At 59.3% G+C, this 17,294-nt stretch carries 18 protein-coding genes and 1 tRNA gene; 18 read left to right on the forward strand and 1 reads right to left on the reverse strand.

All coding sequences use genetic code 11. From position 1 onward, the window contains the following. The first annotated feature begins 246 nt into the window (after positions 1-246). The 16 genes from RG540_RS25195 to RG540_RS25270 all read left to right on the forward strand — a co-directional run bounded on the left by RG540_RS25195 (position 247) and on the right by RG540_RS25270 (position 12,993). A complete protein-coding gene (locus RG540_RS25195) occupies positions 247-1,059 on the forward strand; it encodes a nucleotidyltransferase domain-containing protein (RefSeq protein ID WP_051909759.1) in 813 nt (270 codons plus the stop codon). A 548-nt stretch (positions 1,060-1,607) separates the two neighbouring features. Next, complete coding sequence (locus RG540_RS25200) at positions 1,608-2,042, forward strand: DUF2948 family protein (protein WP_041364598.1); 435 nt, start codon at positions 1,608-1,610, stop codon at positions 2,040-2,042. Between the two features lie 67 nt (positions 2,043-2,109). Next, positions 2,110-3,423: a histidinol dehydrogenase gene (gene hisD, locus RG540_RS25205; RefSeq protein ID WP_041364600.1), complete on the forward strand. Its 1,314-nt coding sequence runs from the start codon at positions 2,110-2,112 to the stop codon at positions 3,421-3,423. A 3-nt stretch (positions 3,424-3,426) separates the two neighbouring features. Continuing rightward, entirely contained in the window at positions 3,427-3,900 is a 474-nt protein-coding gene (locus tag RG540_RS25210; RefSeq protein ID WP_040124541.1) for a UPF0262 family protein, read from the forward strand. A gap of 2 nt (positions 3,901-3,902) precedes the next feature. Further along, complete coding sequence (locus RG540_RS25215; RefSeq protein WP_041364602.1) at positions 3,903-4,382, forward strand: arsenate-mycothiol transferase ArsC; 480 nt, start codon at positions 3,903-3,905, stop codon at positions 4,380-4,382. 152 nt (positions 4,383-4,534) lie between these two features. Continuing rightward, a complete protein-coding gene (gene infA, locus RG540_RS25220) occupies positions 4,535-4,753 on the forward strand; it encodes a translation initiation factor IF-1 (protein ID WP_004435948.1) in 219 nt (72 codons plus the stop codon). Positions 4,754-4,779: 26 nt separating this feature from the next. Continuing rightward, the gene (locus tag RG540_RS25225) at positions 4,780-5,400 is read left to right on the forward strand and encodes a Maf-like protein (protein ID WP_041364604.1); all 621 of its coding nucleotides are present in this window, start codon (positions 4,780-4,782) and stop codon (positions 5,398-5,400) included. 129 nt (positions 5,401-5,529) lie between these two features. Then, on the forward strand, positions 5,530-5,739 hold the full coding sequence (gene yacG, locus RG540_RS25230) for a DNA gyrase inhibitor YacG (RefSeq protein WP_041364605.1): 210 nt from the start codon (positions 5,530-5,532) through the stop codon (positions 5,737-5,739). A gap of 164 nt (positions 5,740-5,903) precedes the next feature. Next, positions 5,904-5,979 (forward strand) — tRNA-Phe (locus tag RG540_RS25235). Positions 5,980-6,719: 740 nt separating this feature from the next. Further along, on the forward strand, positions 6,720-7,493 hold the full coding sequence (gene rfbF / locus RG540_RS25240) for a glucose-1-phosphate cytidylyltransferase (protein WP_038583665.1): 774 nt from the start codon (positions 6,720-6,722) through the stop codon (positions 7,491-7,493). Beyond that, a complete protein-coding gene (rfbG, locus tag RG540_RS25245) occupies positions 7,475-8,557 on the forward strand; it encodes a CDP-glucose 4,6-dehydratase (protein ID WP_051909762.1) in 1,083 nt (360 codons plus the stop codon). Before rfbF ends, rfbG begins: the two co-directional genes overlap by 19 nt. Beyond that, a complete protein-coding gene (locus RG540_RS25250) occupies positions 8,554-9,114 on the forward strand; it encodes a dTDP-4-dehydrorhamnose 3,5-epimerase family protein (RefSeq protein ID WP_041364606.1) in 561 nt (186 codons plus the stop codon). The genes rfbG and RG540_RS25250 overlap by 4 nt, the downstream gene beginning before the upstream one ends. Continuing rightward, positions 9,111-10,334 (forward strand): class I SAM-dependent methyltransferase, encoded by a 1,224-nt coding sequence (locus tag RG540_RS25255; RefSeq protein ID WP_041364608.1) that lies wholly within the window; start codon positions 9,111-9,113, stop codon positions 10,332-10,334. The genes RG540_RS25250 and RG540_RS25255 overlap by 4 nt, the downstream gene beginning before the upstream one ends. Further along, complete coding sequence (locus RG540_RS25260) at positions 10,331-11,164, forward strand: NAD-dependent epimerase/dehydratase family protein (protein WP_041364610.1); 834 nt, start codon at positions 10,331-10,333, stop codon at positions 11,162-11,164. The genes RG540_RS25255 and RG540_RS25260 overlap by 4 nt, the downstream gene beginning before the upstream one ends. 4 nt (positions 11,165-11,168) lie before the next feature. Next, complete coding sequence (locus tag RG540_RS25265) at positions 11,169-12,230, forward strand: class I SAM-dependent methyltransferase (protein WP_038583657.1); 1,062 nt, start codon at positions 11,169-11,171, stop codon at positions 12,228-12,230. Next, positions 12,223-12,993: a cephalosporin hydroxylase family protein gene (locus RG540_RS25270; protein ID WP_041364611.1), complete on the forward strand. Its 771-nt coding sequence runs from the start codon at positions 12,223-12,225 to the stop codon at positions 12,991-12,993. The genes RG540_RS25265 and RG540_RS25270 overlap by 8 nt, the downstream gene beginning before the upstream one ends. A 366-nt stretch (positions 12,994-13,359) precedes the next feature. Here RG540_RS25270 and RG540_RS25275 read toward each other — a convergent pair whose 3' ends face one another. Continuing rightward, complete coding sequence (locus RG540_RS25275) at positions 13,360-14,280, reverse strand: nucleotidyltransferase and HEPN domain-containing protein (protein ID WP_244446763.1); 921 nt, start codon at positions 14,278-14,280, stop codon at positions 13,360-13,362. Between the two features lie 753 nt (positions 14,281-15,033). Here RG540_RS25275 and RG540_RS25285 point away from each other — a divergent pair. Continuing rightward, positions 15,034-15,579, forward strand: coding sequence for a GNAT family N-acetyltransferase (locus tag RG540_RS25285; protein WP_041364613.1), 546 nt, complete (start codon positions 15,034-15,036; stop codon positions 15,577-15,579). 59 nt (positions 15,580-15,638) lie between these two features. Continuing rightward, positions 15,639-16,214 carry a hypothetical protein gene (locus tag RG540_RS32505; RefSeq protein WP_157884681.1) on the forward strand — a complete coding sequence of 192 codons (576 nt, stop codon included), beginning with the start codon at positions 15,639-15,641 and terminating at the stop codon, positions 16,212-16,214. The last annotated feature ends 1,080 nt before the right edge of the window (positions 16,215-17,294 follow it).

Raw genomic sequence — 17,294 nt, forward strand, 5'->3', positions numbered from 1 at the left:
CTTCGCAACAACGCGCCAATTCGCGTGGAGTAGGGTCTGCTGTCGGCCTGAAGCGGAAATTTGGCCGGACAGGCTGATTGTCTGCGCTCATCCCCGGGAACAGGGCTTAATGCTGTGCGCGAAGGGCTGAAGCGCTGGGATGTCGATTATGGGATCACCGCAGCAAATGATGGCGGCGTCGATGTTTCCTGTCGTTACGGGTGGCCAGCCCTTTGCGGTCATTGTGAACTTGGATAATCTTCTTCCATGAGGACGTCGTTCACATGCGAAGATCTCGAAAAGGCGAGAAGTGACCTTCTTGCGACGGTGGTTGGCTGGTTCAAGAGGGAGCCGGGCACCCTGGGTATCTTCCTGGGCGGATCGATTGCTGCTGAAACAGCCGATGCCTATTCCGATATCGACCTGCGCATCATCGTGGAACCGGAGCAGCATTCGCACTTTGTGGAGAAGCGCCGGGAAATCCCGACGCAGTGGCCGGGTTTTCTCTTCAACGAATGGCTCCCGGGCACCCAGCACTGCGTGTCGCATTTTCAGCCGTTCGGGAAGATCGACATATTTTATTATGATGCCGCCAAGCTGACGCCTTCGCCGTGGTACCGGCTGCCGATCAAGATTTTGCACGACCCTGACAGGATGGTCGCCGATCTCGTCAAGCGATCGGAAGAGCTGACGTTTGCGGTCACTGAGGACGACGTCGATTTTTCGATCAGCAAGGGCTTGGCGGCTGCTCATGAAACATATCGGCGGGCGAAGCGCGGAGAGCTGTTCTACGCCCAGACGCTCCTGGACGAACTGCGTCACCACATGATGCAGGCCGACGATTGGCTCCATGACCGCACCCCGGAGACGACAGTCATTGCGAAATTTGGCAAGCGAGCCAGCGGGACGGTTTCGATCGATCTCACGATGTCCTATTGCGCATGCGAAGGCGAAGCAATTCTGGCTGCATTGCGCTCGCTGGTGCGCGCCTATCGAAATCAGGTGCTGGCGCTGCATGAGAAGTTTCAGCTTTCCCGGCCGTTGAAAAACGATATGGCGGCCCTCGATATCGTCCCATAGCGCGCCCGCTTTGGGGGTCGACACCGCCGCTTCGCAAACTCCGCGGCGCACAGGGTGAGAAGCCGGCGGGGTGAAGTGCGTCTGCCGTCCCGAGAACCCCGGGGACGAAATGCGGCCGAACGGCGGTTGCGTTCCTGCTTCTTCAACGGCTTGGCAGATTTTTGCCCGGTGAACATCCCCGCGATGAGGACACCGGGCAATAATGGCCGCGTCATCGGATGGGAACCGGGTTCGCGAACCGGCTGCCTTCACCAAGGTTCGAAAGTGCCCGGTTCCGGTGACGGTCGTCAAAAGCGGCGAGGGGAGGGCTCGGAAATCCTCCTTGAACCGCAAAAGACGATCGGGGCAGGTGGAACCTACCTCACATCAATACCCAATGCCCTGCCTGCCCCATTCCCGTCTTTGAACCGTGCCGGCACCATCTGTCGGCTGCGGATAAAGCTGCATGCTGTCTTGTTCGCCGCCGTTGCTTCTTGTCTCGTCACATCCTATCTCAAGTCCTAAGAACATTCGCGTGAACGCGCGCCTCTGGATGGATATTGGAAGCGATGACCGACTTGAAGCTGCTGGCCCTCGACCCAGACGACCTGGGTATCATTTCCGCCCATATGCAGGATGCGGTCTTCAAGGTGGGCGATGTGCGCTGGTCGCAGCCCGAGCGCAACTTCTCGCTCGCGGCCAACCGCTTCGTCTGGGAAAATGCCGGCGAGAAAAAACGTAAAAGTTTCGAACGCCGCCGCTCGGCGATCGTCTTCAAGCGGGTCGAGGCGGTACGCTCGACGGGCGTCAATCGCGGCCGCAAGGATGAGGTCCTGTCGCTTTTGGCGATCACCTTCTCGCAAAAGGGCGACGGCCCGGAAGGAACGATCGAGCTGGTGCTTTCCGGAAAATCGACGATTGCGCTCGATGTCGAATGCATCGAAGTTGCTCTTGCGGATGTCGGCGGCGCATGGGAAACGGCGTCGAAGCCCCGTCATCCCTGATCTGGCCCCTTTGCCCGAACGGCCTGAGCGGGATAACATCGTTTTTTGAGCTGGAAGGGATATCCGCTTGGCAATCTGGTTGGATCAGGCGTCGCAGGACTTTGAGGCGAAGTTTTCCGCATTTCTCTCGACCAAGCGAGAGGTATCGGAAGACGTGAATACGGTGGTGCGCGCCATCATCGACGATGTGCGCGCCCGCGGCGACCAGGCGCTGATCGATTATTCCGCCCGTTTCGACGGTATCGACCTCGCCAAGGTCGGGATAAGGGTCACCGAAGCCGAGATCGACGCTGCCTTCGCCGAGACCGACCGGAAGGTCGTCGACGCCCTGAAGTTCGCCGCCGAGCGTATCGAGCGCCACCATGCCCGCCAGATGCCGAAGGACGACATCTACGAGGACGCGATCGGCGTCGGCTTGGGCTCCCGCTGGACGGCGATCGAGGCGGTCGGCCTCTATGTTCCGGGCGGCACCGCGAGCTATCCGAGCTCGGTGCTGATGAATGCGGTGCCGGCAAAGGTCGCCGGTGTGCCGCGCGTCGTCATGGTCGTGCCTGCGAGCAGCGGCAAGATCAATCCGGCGGTGCTCGCCGCTGCGCGTGTCGCCGGCGTCACCGAGATCTACCGCGTTGGCGGCGCCCAGGCCGTGGCAGCGCTCGCCTACGGCACCGAGACGATCGCCCCGGTCGCCAAGATCGTCGGCCCCGGCAATGCCTATGTGGCGGCCGCCAAGCGGCATGTCTTCGGCACCGTCGGCATCGACATGATCGCCGGCCCTTCGGAAGTCCTCGTCATCGCCGACGCTGAGAACGATCCGGACTGGCTGGCGGCGGACCTGCTCGCCCAGGCCGAACACGATGCCGGCGCCCAGTCGATCCTCGTCACCGACGATGCCCCGCTCGGCAAGGCGGTGGAGGCGGCCGTCGAGCGTCAGCTGAAGACCCTGTCGCGTTCGCAAACCGCAGCCGCAAGCTGGCGCGATTTCGGCGCCGTTATCCTGGTGCCGGACCTGCAGGCGGCGCTGCCGCTCGCCAACCGCATTGCCGCCGAGCATCTGGAGCTTGCCGTTGCCGATCCCGACGCGCTGCTGCCGGGCATCCGCAATGCCGGCGCGATCTTTATCGGCCGCCATACGCCGGAAGTGATCGGCGATTATGTCGGCGGCTCCAATCACGTGCTGCCGACCGCGCGTTCGGCGCGTTTTTCCTCCGGCCTTTCGGTGCTCGATTTCGTCAAGCGCACCTCCATCCTGCGGCTTGGGCCCGATCAGCTCCGCCAGCTGGCGCCGGCGGCGATCACGCTTGCGCATTCCGAAGGGCTCGACGCGCATGCCCGTTCCGTCGCGATCCGCCTGAACGGCCTGCCCCTCGACGACGAGGGCTGACGGATGGGGCGAGGCGACTTCCGGCTCTACGATGTCGTCCTGGACGACTCGATCGGGCGCTCGACGCCCGATGTGGAACACGAGCGGGCGGTCGCCATCTTCGACCTGGTCGAGGAAAACTCTTTCGAGCCGTTCGGCCATGCCGGCGGCCCCTACAAGCTGAAGCTCTCGCTCGTCGATGCCAAGCTGGTGCTCGGCATCACCACCGACAGGGGCGACGAGGTCGCGACCCATATCCTGTCGCTGACGCCCTTCCGGCGGATCATCAAGGACTACTTCATGATCTGCGAAAGCTATTATGAAGCGATCCGTTCCTCGACCCCCAGCCGCATCGAGGCGATCGACATGGGCCGGCGCGGCGTCCACAACGAAGGCTCGCAGACGCTGATGGACCGGCTGGACGGCAAGATCCGCGTCGATTTCAACACGGCCCGGCGGCTTTTCACGCTGGTCTGCGTGCTTTACTGGCGCGGTTGAGCATGGAGGCAGTGCTCGCCCCGGAGACCAAAGCCAAAAGACCGGGCGCCGTTCTTTTCATGTGCGGCTTCAACGTCATCCGTTCGCCGATGGCGGAGGCCATTGCAAAGCGGCTGCTGCCACCCGATATCTACGTCCAGTCGGCGGGCGTGCGCTCCGGTGAGCGCGATCCCTTCGTGGATGCGGTGCTGGAGGAGGTCGGCCTTTCGATCGGCCGCCACCAGCCGCGTACGCTCGAAGAGCTCGAGGATGATTTTTTCGACCTGATCGTCACGCTGACGCCGGAAGCCCATCATGCCGCGCTGGAACTGACCCGGGCCAATGCCGTGGACGTGGTCTATTGGCCGACCATGGATCCGACCGCTGCGACCGGCACCCGCGACCAGATGCTCGATGCCTATCGTGAGGTTCGAGACCATCTCTGGCGCCTGATCGACGAGCGCCTTTCCGGCATCAGCCGGCACCCCGCCGAGACCGCCTGAAACGGCCTGCCGGATGTGACTTGAAACGACATTGAGAATAGCGCGCAAGCGAGGTTCACAAAGCGGACATGATTGTGTAGTTTCCGCGCAAATTTCCGGGCGGGCGCGAAAAGCGTTGCCGGCCCAACCCAACACAGGAAGAAAAACTATAGATGGCTAAAGAAGAAGTCCTCGAATTCCCGGGCGTCGTGACCGAACTCCTGCCCAACGCGACGTTCCGCGTGAAGCTCGAAAACGAACATGAGATCATCGCCCATACAGCCGGCCGCATGCGCAAGAACCGTATCCGCGTTCTCGCCGGTGACAAGGTGCTTGTCGAAATGACGCCCTACGACCTGACCAAGGGCCGTATCACCTACCGCTTCAAGTAACATCCCTTCATCCGCGGCGGGCTCTCATGGCGCTGGAACAAAAGCTGATACTGGCCTCCGGTTCTCCGCGCCGTCTCGACCTCCTCAACCAGGCCGGCATCGCGCCGGCGCGGCTGATGCCGATGGATATCGACGAGACGCCGAAGAAATCCGAACATCCGCGCTCGCTTGCCCGCCGGCTTTCGACGGAAAAGGCCGAAGCGGCGCTCGGGGCCATCCGCAACGATCCGGCCTGGCGGCACAGTTATATCCTGTCGGCCGACACGGTGGTTGCCGTCGGTCGCCGCATTCTCGAAAAGACCGAATATACGGAGCAGGCCTCGTCCGCCCTGCACCTGCTCTCCGGGCGTGGCCACTGGGTCTATACCGGCATCTGCCTGATCACCCCCGGCGGCCAGTTCCGCCAGAAGGTGGTGCAGACCAAGGTGCGCTTCAAGCGGCTTTCCACCCGCGAGATCGAAAACTATATCGCGTCCGGGCAATGGCGCGGTAAGGCGGGCGCCTACGCGATCCAGGGAATTGCCGGATCGTTCGTGCAGAAGCTGGTCGGCTCCTACACCAACGTCGTCGGCCTGCCGCTTTTCGAGGTAACGGGGCTTTTGACCGGCGAAGGCTTCGACGTGGCCACGGCCTGGCCGGAAGGCTGAAAGAGGCCGGCTCAGACAGCGTGGGCCAATGGAGCAAGCCGAAAGGTGCCCCGGCTGCGCCTGTAGGGTGTCGTCGGCGATCAAAAGCTGCCGATGCGCCATGCCCCGTGTAGAAAGGAGTATTCAAAGATGACATCCGAACCGATCAAGACCGGCGGTAAGGTCGAGCCGCTCCGCAAGGCGAGACCCTGCCCGGAATGCGGCAAGCCGTCGGCGCGCGACCACTATCCCTTCTGCTCCGACCGCTGCCGCACACTGGACCTGTCGCGCTGGCTGACGGGCTCCTACGCCATTCCGGTATCGGACGACGAGGCCAAGGCCGACGGCTCGGACGACTGAGCCGGGTAGGTCGCGCCTGTTTTTGTTCAGGAAATCGCGATTTTCGCAAACCTGTCAAAAAATTGGGTTCTGGCGCTGGACATGGCCGAACAAGATGTTATAACCCGCTCGCTCCGGGGGAAATGACCCCCGCCGGCCTCGGCCGGAAGGCCGCAGGCCTCGATGCCCGGATAGCTCAGTTGGTAGAGCAGCGGATTGAAAATCCGCGTGTCGGTGGTTCAAATCCGCCTCCGGGCACCATTTCTCGGACGAATTTCAAATAGCTTTATGTTCGCAGATTTTGCAAAAGATTCCCGATGATTGTCACGAGTGCCCGGTTATTGCGGACAACACGTTTGTAAGAGATCGATCGACCCCGTGTTGCTCGTCCTTGCGCCGACGCTTTTCATCCTATTTTGCGAGAAAAACGAGGGATGGATGGCCTCCTCAGGCAAGGATTTTCCAATGATCTATAAGTTCGCTTCGACGGAGCGTTGATCGAGGGTGAGATACGGCAGTTAGCTTTCAAGGTAATTTGGGATTTCGTCGCACCATCCTCGCGACATTCCGGCCGACTGACCGCGAGGCAGCGGTCAAGGCGCTTCGCCCTTGATCATCTATACGGCGATGAACAGATTGAGTTCTTTTACGCGCAGCACGGGAGATCGGTGACTGTTCGGGAATAACGGCTATGTCCGGAGTGGTAGTGCCGCGTTGAGGCACGGTTTGCCGGGGAACGGCATGCGCAGGCGACAATTGTATCAGTCTTCTGCGTACGCCTTCAATCGGCAATCCAGGCGAGATCAGAGATCAGAAATAGGGGATGGGCTCCCTGGCGCTGATTCTCCTTCGGAAATCGCGCCAATTGAAACCCAAACATCATCGAATTTGAGTCCTAGCCGACTTTGGGTACCGATTGACAAGCCGAGCGCGTCTGCGCAATGAAGCTTTTGATTAACGCGAGGCGAAGCCAGGCCGATTACCTCTTGAGAGAGATGAGAATGAAAGCTGTAATTCTCGCCGGTGGATTGGGAACCCGTATCTCCGAGGAGACGCATCTCAAGCCGAAGCCGATGATCGAGATCGGCGGACGGCCGATCCTCTGGCACATCATGAAACTCTATTCCGCCCATGGCGTGAATGAGTTCATCATCTGCTGCGGATACAAGGGCTACGTCATCAAGGAGTATTTCGCGAATTACTTCCTGCATATGTCGGACGTCACCTTCGACATGGCTTATAACGAAAAGCAGGTCCATCGCCGCAGCGCCGAGCCCTGGAAGGTGACGCTGATCGATACCGGCGAAGCGACAATGACCGGCGGCCGCCTGAAGCGCGTCTCGGACTACCTGCGCAACGAGGAAAGCTTCTGCTTCACCTATGGCGACGGCCTGAGCGACGTGAATATCACCGAGCTCGTCAAATTCCATCGTTCGCACGGCAGGAACGCGACGGTTACCGCCGTTCATCCGCCGGGCCGTTACGGCGCGCTCGAACGCTCCGGCAACCAGGTTACCGGCTTTGTGGAAAAGCCGCGCGGCGATGGCGGCATGATCAATGGCGGTTTCTTCGTGCTTTCGCCGAAATGCATCGACCTCATCGAGGGCGACAACATTCCGTGGGAATCCGCGCCGATGGCGGACCTTGCCACGATGGGCGAACTGATGGCCTACGAGCACGAAGGCTTCTGGCAGCCGATGGACACGCTGCGCGAAAAGAACCTGCTCGAAGACCTCTGGGCTTCCGGAAAAGCGCCATGGAAAATCTGGCCGTGAGCGGAGGAGCCCAGCCGAGCCGCGGTTTCTGGGAAGGTAAACGCGTCCTTTTGACAGGGCATACAGGCTTCAAGGGAGCCTGGCTCTCCATCTGGCTCGGTCGCCGCGGCGCCGAAGTCACCGGCATTTCCCTGCCCCCCGAAACGCAGCCCAGCCTATTTGCACTTGCGCGGCCCGATCTCAGGGAAAGCCATTTCCAGGATATCCGCGATGCGGCCAGGCTCGCCGAACTGGTGCGCTCCGCCTCCCCCGATGTCGTCATGCATCTCGGCGCTCAGGCCCTGGTGCGCCCGAGCTACCAGGATCCGCTTGGCACGTTCGCGACCAACGTGCTCGGAACCGCCAACCTGCTGGAGGCGGTCCGCTCGGTGCCGTCCGCGCGCGTGGTCGTCGCGATCACCACGGACAAGGTCTACCGCAACCTCGAACACGCCTTTCCCTACCGGGAGACCGACCATCTCGGCGGGCACGATCCCTACAGCGCCAGCAAGGCCGCATCCGAGATTGTCATTGCGAGCTACCGCGATTCATTTCTGCGCGAAAAAGGCGTGGCGGTTGCCAGCGCCCGGGCGGGCAACGTGATCGGCGGCGGCGACTGGTCGGCCGACCGGCTGCTGCCGGATGCGGTGCGCGCCTGGCAGTCCGGCAATTCCCTCAGCGTCCGGCGGCCGGAAGCCAAGCGCCCTTGGCAGCACGTGCTCGAACCGCTCTCAGCCTATCTCGTGCTTGCCGAACGGCTGTGGAGCGATCCCTCGATTGGCGACGCCTTCAATTTCGGCCCGATCAGCCATGAAGCTGCACCGGTGCGCCAGGTGATCGAAATCGCCCGCGCCTCCTACGGCCGCGGCGATGTAGAATACGGCGACGGCACTGAGGGACCGCACGAAGCGGGCTGGCTTGCCTTGGAAACGGCCAAGGCGCGGCATATGCTGGGCATCGAACCGCGCTGGTCGCTTGCGGAGGCTGTCGACCGGACGATGAAATGGTATCGTGCGCAGAATGACGGCGCCAATGCCCGCGCCCTCTGCGAAGCCGAAATCGACGAATACGAGGCACGCCCTTGAGCCGCTTCACCGTCACCGATCTGCCGCTTGCCGGCCTGAAGCTCGTCGAACGCCAGAACCTCGGTGATTCGCGCGGCTTCCTGTCGCGCATGTTCTGCGCAGACGAACTGGCGCCGGTGGGTTGGGAAAAGCCGATCGCACAGATCAACCTGACAATGACGGCCCGCCAGGGCACCGTGCGCGGCATGCATTTCCAACGCCCTCCCCATGCCGAGATGAAACTGGTCAATTGCCTCCGCGGCGCGGTCTTCGACGTCGCCGTGGATCTCAGACGCGATTCGCCAACCTTCCTGAGATGGCATGCCCAGGAGCTTTCCGCCGAGAACCGCCGCTCGCTGCTGATCCCGGAAGGGTTCGCGCATGGCTTCCAAGCACTCACCGACGACTGCGAGCTTCTCTATTTCCATTCGATGCCCTACGCGTCCGGTTCGGAAGGTGCCTTGAACTCCCAGGACCCCGCACTCGACATCAGTTGGCCGCTGGAGATCACCGAAATGTCGGATCGTGATCGCGGTCATTCCTTCCTGACATCACAATTCACGGGACTGACGCCATGAACTGCCGCCACTGCGGGACCGCACTTCGCTGCGATTTCCTGGACCTCGGCTTCGCGCCGCCATCCAACGCGTATCTGACCGCCGAAGATCTGGTAAAGCCGGAAGTCTATTTTCCCTTGCGGCTACAGGTCTGCGAGGAATGCTGGCTGGTCCAGACCGAGGATTATGCTTCCGCCGAATCGCTCTTCAGTGCCGAATACGCCTACTTCTCCAGTGCCTCGACCAGCTGGCTCGCGCACGCCGCCCGTTATGTCGAGACGATCACCTCGCGTCTTGGCCTCGGCAAGGACAGCATGGTCATCGAGGTCGCCTCGAATGACGGCTATCTCTTGAAGAACTTCGTCAAGGCCGGCATTCCCTGCCTCGGCGTCGAGCCGACGGCGAGCACCGCCGAAGCCGCCGAGGCGCTCGGCATTCCGGTGCTGCGCGAATTCTTCGGCGAGGCGCTCGGCAAGCAGCTCGCCGGCGACGGCAGAAGCGCCGATCTCATCCTCGGCAACAATGTCTACGCGCATGTGCCCGACATCAACGATTTCACGCGCGGCCTGACGGCGGCGCTGAAGGCCGGCGGCACGGTGACGCTCGAATTCCCGCATGTGATGCGGCTCATCGAACACAATCAGTTCGACACGGTCTATCACGAGCACTTTTCCTATCTTTCACTCTTCACGGTCGCAAAGATCTTCGAAGCGGCGGGCCTGCGCGTCTTCGACGTCGAGGAATTGCCGACCCATGGCGGCAGCCTGCGCGTCTACGGCTGCCATTCTGGTGATTCGCGCCAGACGACCGAAGCCGTCAGGGCGCTTCTCGCGGAAGAACAGCGCCGCGGCCTTCAGACGGCGGCGACCTATGCCGACTTCCAGGCCAAGGCGGAAAAGGTCAAGAACGATGCGCTCGCTTTCCTGCTGAAGGCCAAGCAAGACGGCAAGACGGTCGCAGCCTATGGTGCCGCGGCCAAGGGCAACACGCTGCTCAACTTCGCCGGCGTCAAGCCGGACCTGCTGCCCTATGTCTGCGATGCCGCGGCCGCCAAGCAGAACAAGTTCATGCCCGGCAGCCATATCCCGATCCTGCATCCGGACGAGATCGTCGCGCGGCGCCCGGACTATGTGATGATCCTGCCCTGGAACATCGCGACCGAAGTCCGTCAGCAGCTGGCTTCGCTTGCCGATCAGGGCACCAGGTTCGTAACCGCCGTGCCGGAATTGAAGGTCATATGACGCCACTCGTCCTACTCACCGGAGGAACAGGTTTTGTCGGCCGGCAGGTACTGCGGGCGCTGACCGAATCCGGTGTGCGTGTTCGGGTGATTCTACGCGAAGGATCGGCGGAAAGCCGGCTTGGCGATCTCTCGGCTGTCGAGAGCATGGTGCGGACGCCCGACCTGTTCCGCGAGCCGGTCGAGTGGTGGGCGAAGACCCTCGAAGGCGTCGATACGGTCGCGCATGTCGCCTGGTATGCGGAGCCTGGCAAATATCTGCAGTCGGCGGAAAATATCGTCTGCCTCGAAGGCACGTTGCGGATGGCGCAGGGCGCAGCTCTCGCCGGCGTCAAACGGTTCGTCGGCGTGGGCACATGTTTCGAATATGACGTCTCGGTGGGCATGCTCGCCACAGACACGCCGCTGCGCCCGATCAGCCCCTATGCCGGCGCGAAAGCCGCAGTATTTATGGCTCTGTCGCAATGGCTGCCGCTGCACCGGATCAGCTTTGCCTGGTGCCGGCTCTTTTATCTTTTCGGCGAAGGTGAAGACGAGCGACGGCTGTTTCCCTACCTTTGCGCGCAGCTCGCCGCAGGCAAACCGGTGGATTTGACCAGTGGCAACCAGATCCGCGACTTCCTGGACGTTCGCGAAGCAGGAAGGCAGATTGCTGATATCGGGCTTGGCGACAGAACGGGAGCAGCCAACATCTGTTCCGGAATTCCGGTCACCGTGCGGCAGATAGCCGAGCGATTGGCCGACGAGTATGGTCGACGCGATCTTCTGCGATTCGGCGCCCGTCCCGACAATCTGGTGGATCCTCCCTGCGTTGTAGGATTAACGAGGTGATGACATGACAACGAAAGATACCCTGCTGCTTTACGAACAGCCGCAGTTACCGACCTTCCAGAACCGCGTTTATCCCACGGCGGCGGAAGCTAAGAACTGCGCCAAGGGCGACATCCGCCTGGTGCAGGACATGAACACGGGCCTCGTCTACAACGATGCGTTCGACCCGAAGCTCATGGACTACGACGGCAATTACAATAACGAACAGGGTGTCAGCCGGCATTTTCACCAGCATCTGGAAATGGTGGCCGGCATCGTCGAGCGGACGATGGGCCGCGAGAACCTGGTGGAGGTTGGCTGCGGCAAGGGCCTCTTCCTCGAAATGCTGCTCGAAAAAGGCTTCGACCTCACCGGTTTCGACCCCACCTACGAGGGCACGAACCCGCGCGTGAAACGGCATTATTTCGAGGCCGGCGTCGACGTTCAAGGCGACGGACTGATCCTTCGCCATGTGCTGGAGCATATCCAGAGCCCGTATGATTTCCTCGTCGAGCTCTGCAAGGCGAACGGCGGCAAGGGCCGTATCTATATCGAAGTACCCTGCTTCGACTGGATCATGGAACACCGTGCCTGGTTCGACGTATTCTACGAGCACGTCAATTATTTCCGCCTGGCCGATTTCCACCGGATCTTCGGCAATGTCATCGAAAGCGGCCGGATTTTCGGCGGGCAGTACCTTTACGTGGTGGCCGAGCTGGACTCGTTGCAGCCGCCGGTGCGCGAAGAAACCGATCGCGTCGCGTTTCCCGCCGACTTTACCCGCACACTGGGCGATCGAATTGCAGCGGGCGACAGTTCGGCGATCTGGGGCGGCGCGTCGAAAGGGGTGACCTTCTCACTGCTGAAATCCCGTCAGGGGCAGCCGGTCGACATGGTCATCGACATCAATCCCGCCAAACAGGGCAAATTCCTGCCGGCGACCGGCCTGATGGTGCAATCGCCGGACCAGGCCCTGGCGAAGCTTCCCCACGGCTCGACCATCTACGTCATGAACTCCAATTATCTCGAGGAAATTCGAATGCTGTCTCACAACGCTTATACCTATGTGGGGATCGACAATGAGTGATTTCACCAAGGAAGTTGAAGCCCGCGTCGCTGCCGTCCCTGGAAACAAGGAACTTACCGACAGCGCCGCGCAGTTCATGCGCACGTCGATCGCCTCGCAATATTCCTACAACTATTTCTGGCTCGGCCGGCCGATCATTCAGTATCCGCAGGACATGGTCGCCATGCAGGAGCTGATCTGGACGGTAAAACCCGACCTGATCATCGAGACCGGCATCGCCCATGGCGGCTCCCTCATCCTCAGCGCCTCGATGCTGGCGCTGCTGGAACTGTCGGAAGCGGCGGAAAAGGGCGAAGTCGTCGATCCCGCCAAGCCGAAGCGCAAGGTTCTCGGCATCGACATCGACATCCGCCCCCACAACAAGGCTGCCATTGAGGCCCACCCGATGGCGTCGCGGATCGAGATGATCCAGGGCTCCAGCATCGCGCCCGAGATCATGGACCAGGTCCGCAAGGTCGCTGCCGGCTACTCGCGCATCCTGATCAGCCTCGACAGCAACCACACGCACGAGCACGTTCTCGAGGAACTCAAGCTCTATGCCCCGCTCACCAGCGTCGGCAGCTATTGCGTCGTGTTCGACACCGTCGTCGAGGACCTTCCGAAGGAACTGGCGGGCGATCGCCCCTGGGGACCGGGCGACAATCCGAAAACGGCCGTCTTCGAATATCTGAAGACCCATCCGGAATTCGAGATCGACAAGTCGGTCGAGAACAAGCTGCTGATCACGGTCGCCCCGGACGGCTTCCTGAAGCGTCTGCGCTGAGGACATCAAGATTTGATGGCAAAGAAGCTTGGGGTATCTGGTACGTTTACTTTGGCGACAGGCGCAGCTCGGTCGATTATCCGACGGGAATTACGAACTTGTAGAGGACCGGCATTTAATTTGCGGTCGCCGACCCCGTGCGGGCCGCCATTGCTACCGACCAAGGTGATAAGACGGGGTGTGCCTCAGGTTGCGCGAATTTCTGTTGTCGCCTCTGATTGGAAGCAAGCTCGGATTAGTACTTGACCAACGACTGGGGCAGGTCAGGGAAGTTTGATAGCCGATGCTACTAGGGCTAATTGCTGGCGACGCCGGGACAACAGGCGGGAGATGAATTAGCGAGAATCATCAATTTTACAGTTTGGCTCAGAGTCTCTGCAGTCTTTCAAGGTGTTCCCTGCAGACATGGTCCACCTGTTCCAGCAAGACGGTTGCTCGAGCTCCCAGCCAGGTCAGCGCCTCCTCGCTGATTTCGTAATGTTTGGAATACCGCGCCTTCACGTAGGCTTCGTTCAGCGTGTTGAACCAGGCGCGCTCGCGGTGCTGATCGCGAGGGAACGCCTCGGTCAGACGCCGGTCCTGCTCCTCCGCAAGCGAGCGCAGGAACTTGATGTTATGGGTGGGCGGACCGTAATTCGTCAGCGTGAGGAGAACGCAGGAGTACGCTTGTTCGAGCGATTGATGAAGCGCGAAGGCGGCATCCTTGCGCCAGTTTTCGTCCACCTCCGATCTCGAGAGTTGAAAGCGAGATGTTTCCAGAGCTCGCACTGCGTTTGCAAGGCGCTCGCCGAAATGCTCTCTCGCGATACGCAACCGATCGGCGGGCGAGAGCTCCTGCGGCTCCGCCAGCGGCTCATCGTCCAGTTCATAAAGAATGATGCCTTCCTTGCGGATATCCGTGAAGAAATATTGCCCCTGCTTGAGGTAGGTGTTCACCTCGCGCCTGGAATGGACGATGAAGCTGACCGGAGTCTCGATCGACTTGTCGCGGATCAGCCGGTCGGCAGCCTTGTACCAGTAGTCCGCAAATTCGCAGAGCCTGCGGTCGTTGACGATGATCAGCAGATCGAAGTCTGACCGATAGCCCTTCATGGTGAACGGCTCGTCGACCCATCCGCCCTTGGCATAGGAGCCGAACAGGATGACCTTCAGGATCCGGCCGCGCTTCTTGAAGTCGGCCGTGCCCTCCTTCAGCGCATCCTCGAACTCCTCGTGCAGGATTTCCAAAGCGAGACCGAGCTCGCGCTGTTTGCACGGTGGAATGTGATCGAGGGATGACTTCATCATGGACGGCGATGATCCTCAGGAAGGACAGGAGCTGCTTTTGCAATACGAATGGTTGCGTCGTTTGCTTTTACACACACGGCGCGGTGTACGGAAGCGGCAAAGAAGGCGGGGCCAGGCGGTCGGCTGTCAGCGACTCCCTATGCATGATCGAACATCTCTTTAAATTCCGGATCGGGATGATAGCGCTGCTTCCCGGCCGAGGCATGTCGCTCTCCCTCTCTCCGCAGGAACATGCGGCTGGGCGGCAGATCGCATGATCTGGTTGACATTGGCCAGCCGCCTCCCCCCGAAATTCCGAATCCGGTTAGCTGCGGCACGCTTTAGCGAACGCCGGAACTCGAGGCAACACGTCCGAACCTTGGCAGGATGGCCCGGAGTTCGCCGTCCACATGTAGAAGGCCTCTTCCGCAGCATTGCCAACTGCAGCAGATTGCTGCCCATGTAGGTTCCGCGCTGTCGCATGGCTTGATGGCGAGCAAAGAGTATCGAAAGCTAGGAACGCGAGGCAACGAATAACTATCGTCTAGCTTGCCTGGCTTCGGCTTCGCCATCAGCCTGGTACTCCGCTCACCCGTTGTTTCACGAGTGTTACCGCAGGTATCAACATCGAGGGTGCCGTTATGAAGTCTTCCGCGAAGCGGCTGTCGTAGAGTATCGGGTTTACTTCGTAAATATTTCTCAAACCCTCGATTGACAACCATCGGATGCAGTGCGATCCATTATCTGTTGATAGGGTTTGGGGCATAATCATCTATGGACATCTCACAAGAATCGCGTTCCGCGATGGGTTCCGCTCGCGCGGAAATCGAGGTTGACCGGAAATCTTTTTCTGGCCTGCGTGTTCGCCTTTTTGACGAGGGGGACATACCAGCAGTCCGCGACATCATGATCCAGCATCATGCGACCACGGTGTTTCGCAACCAGGCTTTTTCTGACTGGAAGCTGAAAAAGCACTTCCAGACGATCCTCTCTCGTCCGCCGCGTATGGTCGGTATTGTAGCGGAATGGGGCGGAACGCCCTCGGGTGTGGCGTGGGCGACGGCGGATTCGTATATGCTTTCCGACGGCCCGCTGTTTGCCAATGTGCAGGTCATCGCCGTAGACCTGACGCTGGGGCCTACCCGGCGGGCGAAGATCTTCCTGGCGCTCGTCGCCGCTGTCAGGCAATGGGCCGTCTCGCTCAATGCCAGCCATTCCTTCATTCACGTGACAACGGGGTCCAACATCAAGGCGACGGACAGGCTTATGAAGGCGGCAGGCGGGAGGTTTGTGGGTGGGGCTTATGTAGTGCAGGTTTAAGTAATACAGATTATCCTTTACTGCGCTCAGATCAGTCCAGAAAATTTCCAGAGAATAAAATGCCGGAAATCAACAATAGCAAGATATTTCCTTTCGATATACAAGACCACCCTCAACTTCAGAGGTACATAAATATTACAACGATAGCATCTGTAATAATTGTCACGTCTGCAACATATCTACTTGGATATTTTTTATCTATTGGAGTTTTTAAAGATTTATTGTTTGCGACTTTAAATTTGAGTAAATCATTTCAAGATCGATTCCAAGATTTAAATAAATACGACAATTTTTCCGGGTACTATTATATCAGCGGAGCTCTGATTTATATAATCTCGAGTATAATAGTATTTTCTTCCGCTATATTTGTATATTTCAAGAAACAAACGGTAAATATCGTCGGAAAATACGAAAATGGAATGATAATTGGCGTGCTGATATTATATCTTATTGCTTTTTTATTGACGTACACATTGCTATTCCATCACGTTGGGATTTCTGAAGAAAGATATGTTGGCACGTCTCGCTTCTTTACGGCATATTTTTTTCCATTTCTCTTGGGAATGTCTACTTTTTTCTCTCAAGCGTGCGCCTTTTCAACCGCAGCATTATTTCATCGTTTGAATAAGGGATAGCCATGAGCAGATCTTCAGAAAATCAGCAACCTGACATTGGTATTCCCGATGGCGTTGCCATCATCCTCGATTTTACGATGTCGTTGAAGTATGGGGTCGTCGACCTTTTTACCCGTCTCAACACTGGGCGATATTTAGGGACCGGCGCCGGAGCGTTAATAGGTTCAGTCGATGTCATTGATGCGTGGAAAAATGGGACACACCAGAACGTGTTGGAGGAGTCGGCAGGTTTAGCGGGCTCTGTTGCGGGGGGATTCGCGTTAGGGGAAGTGGGCGCCGGCGTGGGCTTTATGATTGCTGGCCCCGTTGGGGGTCTCGTTGGCGGGCTCGCACTCGGCGTAATTGGGGGCTATTATGGTGAAAAGGGCGCAGAAGCATTTATCAAGAATCTAGGAAAGCCTTTCGCCCCCCTCGACCCTTATATCGCACGTGGTCTACCAGTCGAAAATCGATACACGACGCCCAACTCCACCGTCGTCGAAAGAACCCAGATATTAGGCAGGAATGGCAAGGGAGATATCCTGTCGACCGACCGGACCACATATTTTAATGACGGAGGATTCAAAAGGGAAAATTTTCGGACGGAGGTGTTGGACGGTAGGGACGTGTTGGATCAAATGAGGGCGCTAAATGCTCCTCGCCGCGACAACCAAAATCCAATGACCTATGGCGATTGGAATAGATCGGATAACTATCCCGACTTGCCGCAAATCGGGCCAGTGCCGACGCAGAGGCCGGACAGTGTGACGAGTGCCGCGTCCCCGCGCCGTGACAACCAGAATCCTGCGACATACGGTGAATGGAGCAGTTCAAGCAACTATCCCGATTTGCCGCAAATCGGACCGGTCCCAACGCCGAGACCGGATAGTTTGCCAAGTGTTATGTCCCCGTGGCGGGACAACCAGAATCCAGCAACCTATTATTGGGACGATTCTTCGTCAGATAATTTTCCGAGTTTGCCGGAAATCGGGCCAATGCCGACGCCCAGACCGGATCGCGTCGCTCCACAAAGCGAATTCATCGCCTATGATTTTGTATCCCACAGCGTCAGTTATGGATTTCCATCAACTCCATCGTCCG

The sequence above is a fragment of the Neorhizobium galegae bv. orientalis str. HAMBI 540 genome (assembly GCF_000731315.1).
Lineage (GTDB): Bacteria > Pseudomonadota > Alphaproteobacteria > Rhizobiales > Rhizobiaceae > Neorhizobium > Neorhizobium galegae.